This is a genomic window from Kitasatospora sp. SC0581 (assembly GCF_048159585.1).
Classification (GTDB): domain Bacteria; phylum Actinomycetota; class Actinomycetes; order Streptomycetales; family Streptomycetaceae; genus Kitasatospora.
This window is the reverse complement of record NZ_JBLRWA010000096.1, coordinates 1-707: the sequence shown is the minus strand read 5'-3', so window position 1 is coordinate 707 and position 707 is coordinate 1. Positions and strand designations below refer to the sequence as shown.

Sequence of the window (707 nt, the reverse complement as noted above, 5' to 3'; positions counted from 1 at the left end):
CATGGAGGTGCCGCCCGGCGGCACGGCGGCCGTCGAGGTGTTCGCGCGAGCCCCGCAGTCGCAGCTGACGTTCAAGACCGTCACCTACCCGGTCGCCGAGATCGCGACCACGCTGCCCATCCACAAGAACACCCTGGCCGACGAGCCGCGGCTGCGCGACATCATCGACAGCGAACTCGTCGACGGCGTCAAGATGACCGAGGACAACGAGATCCTCTACGGCGCCGGCGGCGACGAGAAGATCACCGGCATCGTCAACACCCAGGGCGTACAGACCTACGCCCAGGCCGACACCGACAAGCAGAGCGCGGCGATCCGCCGGGCGGCCACCCGCGCCGTGCTCGCCTACTACCCGCCGAGCGGCATCGTGCTCCACCCGTTCGACTTCGAGGACCTGGAACTGGAGACCGACGGCCAGGGCGCGTACCGGGTCGCCGTGAACGTCGCGATCGGCGCGCAGAAGGTCGTCTGGCGGCTCGCCGTGGTGGACTCCATGGCCATCAACCAGGGCAAGTTCCTCGTTGGCTCCTTCGGCCTCGGCGCGCGCCTGTACGACCGGGAGCAGGTCTCGGTCCAGGTCAGCACGGAGAACCGTGACAACTTCGAGAGGGGCGTCGTCACCATGCGCGGCTCCGAGCGCATCGGCCTCGAAGTCCCGCGCCCCGAGAGCTTCGTCTACGGCACCTTCAAGGCGCACTGATGGCCGC

1 protein-coding gene is annotated in these 707 nt (G+C 68.7%); it reads left to right on the top strand.

What is annotated here, in order from left to right:
• The coding region (locus ACLWS4_RS37230) for a phage major capsid protein (RefSeq protein ID WP_416876455.1) at positions 1-700 on the top strand (700 nt) is incomplete at its 5' end.
• Positions 701-707: the final 7 nt, after the last annotated feature.